The organism is Fluviicola sp. (assembly GCF_030151805.1).
Taxonomy (GTDB): domain Bacteria; phylum Bacteroidota; class Bacteroidia; order Flavobacteriales_D; family Crocinitomicaceae; genus Fluviicola.
Genome location: NZ_JASLCN010000060.1, coordinates 1 through 4,013, shown reverse-complemented (window position 1 = coordinate 4,013; position 4,013 = coordinate 1). Strand labels below are relative to the sequence as shown.

Below are 4,013 nucleotides of genomic sequence, written 5' to 3'. Positions count from 1 at the left end.
CATAGATATAGCATAGATATAGCATAGATATAGCGATGATTGTACCTAATTCTAACATTAGAAAGAGTTATTTTACACCACTATTGCCTATTGCCTAATTCAAGATTGCCTGATCAAACTTCCCTTCTTGGTGTTATTTTAACCAGATTTTCAGATTTCCTTTCCCGTTTGGTTTAAATAGTGTATATTTTTGCAACAACAATTTAAAAAGGGTCATGGATACAAAAAACGAACTTTCAACTCCTCTGGTTTCTAAATTGGCAGAGAACATCATCGGTTCTGAAATCATCAAGTTAGCTGCAGAAGTGAATGAGAAGATCAAACAGGGAGAGAAAGTATACAATTTAACCATCGGAGATTTCAATCCGAAGGTTTTTCCTATTCCGGCTGAACTGAAGCAATTTATTCAGGAAGCGTACGAGGACGATCAAACGAATTATCCGGCAGCTGACGGAATGCTGGAACTGCGACAGGCAGTTTCCCAGTTGTTGAGTAAACGCGGTGATCTGGAGTATAAAACAGATGAAATTGTGATTACCGGTGGTGCCAGACCAGCTATTTATGCAATTTTCAAAGCAGTTGTTGATCCGGGAGATGCAGTTGTTTTCCCTGTTCCATCCTGGAATAACAACCATTATACATATTTAAACAATGCCCGCCCGATTCTGATCGAAACGAGTGCAGATAATAACTTCATGCCGCGTGCGGTGGAAATTGCTCCTTATCTTCCGGAAGCGAGCTTGCTGGCTTTGTGTTCACCTTTGAATCCCACAGGAACTGTTTTTTCGAAGGAAGACCTGGAAGAAATCTGTGATTTGGTATTGGCTGAAAATAAAAAACGTGCCTTGGCTGGTGTGAAACCGTTGTACGTGATGTACGATCAAATCTACTGGCCTTTGACGCACGGGGAAATTGAACATTACAACCCGGTTTCACTTCGTCCGGAAATGCGCGAGTATACCTTGTTTGTAGATGGAATCTCAAAATCCCTTGCAGCAACAGGAGTACGTGTTGGGTGGACCATGGGGCCAAAATTCCTGATCAATAAAATCAAATCTATTTTGACACACGTCGGGGCGTGGGCTCCGAAAGCAGAACAGCTTGCCACGGCAAAATACCTGAATGAATTGAGTGTGTATGATACCTATCTGAATCAAATCAAATCGGAGATCAATAGCCGTCTGTTAGGCTTTTACAATGGTTTTCAGGCGTTGAAGTCTGCCGGACACAAAGTAGATGCCATTGCTCCGGAAGCAGCAATTTACCTGACAGTTCAGTTTCAGTTGCACGGCTTAAAAACCGCTTCGGGAGAAGTGTTGAAAACCACTCAGGACATTACCAAATATATTCTGGACGAAGCGAAAGTAGCAATCGTTCCGTTTTACGCGTTTGGTTCTTCAGCTGATTCAAGCTGGTATCGTTTATCGGTAGGGACTTGCCGCCTGGAAGACGTGGACGGTGTTATTTCAAATCTGAAATCAGCCCTGGAAAAATTAAGCTGATTCTGGAAATCAGCTGATGGATAGAGGAGAGGCCGGAAGGCTTCTCCTTTTGTTTTTTATCAACGTCTCACCTGAATCTTTTCGGAAGCCGCCCTTGTTTTGTTAAAATTTAATCTTAAAAACCTTGTTTTTGTTTGAAAAACAGTGTTATTAACAATGAATGAGGCATTGTTCGTTCAAAACTATCTGTTCTAAAAGAAACCTTCGGAATGATTTTTTATCTAAATTTCACTCCAGAACTATAGAATCTTTATTTCTAAACAAACTATGCTTATGAAAAAATTGGTCCTTTCCATGACCATGCTCTGCGGATTTATGTCCTATGCGCAGGTCACCCAATTAAAAAATCAATCGGTTCAGACCGTCCACGAGGTGGAGAAATGCAGTCAGCATCTCCGGATGAAGGAAATGCAGGAAAAAGATCCCGAACGTTTTGCAACGGTTATCAGAGAAACCACAAACCAACAGTCAAAAGGTACTCCAACCGATACTGAAAAAGCAACCGGCGTGGAGTATACGATTCCGGTGGTGTTTCACATCTTGCATAATAACGGAACAGAGAATATCAGTGATGCACAGGTAGCCGATGCATTGGCAATTCTGAACCGCGATTACCGTAGATTGAATGCGGATGCAAACAACGTCTACACCTCTTTCCAGGGAATGCCGACGGATGCAGAAATCAATTTTGTGTTCGCAACCGTTGCGCCGAACGGAGCTTGTTTTTCAGGGATTACCCGCACGGTGAGTACGCAAACCACTAACGGAGCTGACGGCCAGGCACAAGTCAATGCAATTATAGCCGGAAACAATGTATATCAGGGAGTCTGGTCCCATAGCCGCTATCTGAATATTTACGTTTGTAAGGATTTGGGGAGCGCAGCAGGATATACGTTTTTACCAAACGGAGGTACTGCGTCAAGTGCTACCGATATGTATTACAACGGTGTGTTTCTTCTTCACAATTATTGTGGTTCGATCGGAACCTCTGCTGCTTTTTCCAGCCGTGCTTTGACGCATGAAGTCGGTCATTGGCTGAACTTGTCGCACGTTTGGGGAGATGATAACAGTCCGGGAGTCGCTTGTGGGGATGATTATGTCTCCGATACACCACTTACAAAAGGATATACCTCCTGCCCGACTGCCAATAATGCAAAAATCTGTAATACAAGTATTGTAGAGAACTTCGAAAACTACATGGATTATTCCTACTGTTCCAAAATGTTCACTCCGGGACAGGTAACCAGAATGCGTAATGCCATTGTGAGTACAACAGGTGGAAGAAGTAATGTGTGGACAACAGCCAACCTGAATTTAGTTGGTGGAGGAGCAGGAACTTCACTTTGTGCAATCGACTTCACGGCGACACAAACTTCCATGTGTACCGGAACAACAGTTACTTATTCCGCAAATACATCGAGTGGAATTTCCGCTTATTCCTGGACTTTCCCGGGCGGAACACCAGCTACATCAACAGCGGCAAGCCCAACAGTTACTTACAATACAGCCGGAACATACAATGCAAGTTTGACAGTAACCAGTTCTTCAAACGGAAATACCTATCCGAAGTCTAAAACCAATTACATTACGGCAATCTCAGGAACTGCTGTGAGTTTACCGATCTCTGAAGGATTTGCTTCGACTACTTTCCCGCCTACAGGCTGGACGATTGTAAATCCTGCTGGCGGAACCTGGACCAGATCTGCTTCAGTAGGGGTAACTCCGACTGCAGGAAGTTCTGCCCTGTTTGATAATTACAATATTACTGCTGCGAATGCTGACAATGATGAGTTACGTTTGCCGAAAGTGGATATTACAGCTTATTCCAGTGCACAATTGACTTTTGATGTAGCTTATGCGCTTGATGCCACTAATAGTGGTGCGGCTGATGGGTTGGAAGTATTGGTATCAACCAATTGTGGCGGAACATTTACATCGGTTTATTCGAAATCAGGAGCCACTTTGGCAACAGCAACCAATATCTCCGGGTCTTTTACACCAAACGGAACACAGTGGAGAAATGAAACCATTAACCTAACACCGTTTGTTGGAAATGGTTCTGTTTGGATTACGTTCAGGAATCATGCTGCATACGGCAACAGATTGTTTGTTGATAATGTTAATGTAACAGGTGTGAGCGGAACACCTCCAACTCCAACAGCTTCGTTTACTGCAACAGGAACTACCGTTTGTGCAGGACAATCCGTAACGTATACGAGTACTTCAACAGGTTCTCCATCTTCTTACAGTTGGTCATTCCCGGGTGGAACACCATCAACATCTACCTCTGCGAGCCAGACTGTTACTTATAATACGGCCGGAACATACAATGTTTCATTGACTGCAACCAATGCAGGCGGATCGAATGTGGCAACTCAAAACAATTACATTACTGTAAATGCCTTGCCTTCCGCACCAACGATTACTGCCGGTGGAGCAACTACTTTCTGTCAGGGAGGTTCCGTAACCTTGACTTCTTCGGCAGGACCGGGAAATACCTGGTCTAATGCT

At 43.6% G+C, this 4,013-nt stretch carries 2 protein-coding genes; both read left to right on the top strand.

The features are described 5' to 3' along the window. The first annotated feature begins 215 nt into the window (after positions 1–215). Positions 216–1,502 carry an aminotransferase class I/II-fold pyridoxal phosphate-dependent enzyme gene (locus tag Q1V93_RS02305; RefSeq protein WP_300660863.1) on the top strand — a complete coding sequence of 429 codons (1,287 nt, stop codon included), beginning with the start codon at positions 216–218 and terminating at the stop codon, positions 1,500–1,502. Positions 1,503–1,775: 273 nt separating this feature from the next. Further along, positions 1,776–4,013, top strand: a 2,238-nt coding sequence (locus tag Q1V93_RS02300; RefSeq protein ID WP_300660861.1) for a M43 family zinc metalloprotease, incomplete at its 3' end; no start/stop codon positions are given.

Coding starts and splice junctions, on each gene's coding strand:
- Q1V93_RS02305 (WP_300660863.1), top strand. CDS start 216: ATGGATACAAAAAACGAACTTTCAACTCCTCTGGTTTCTAAATTGGCA.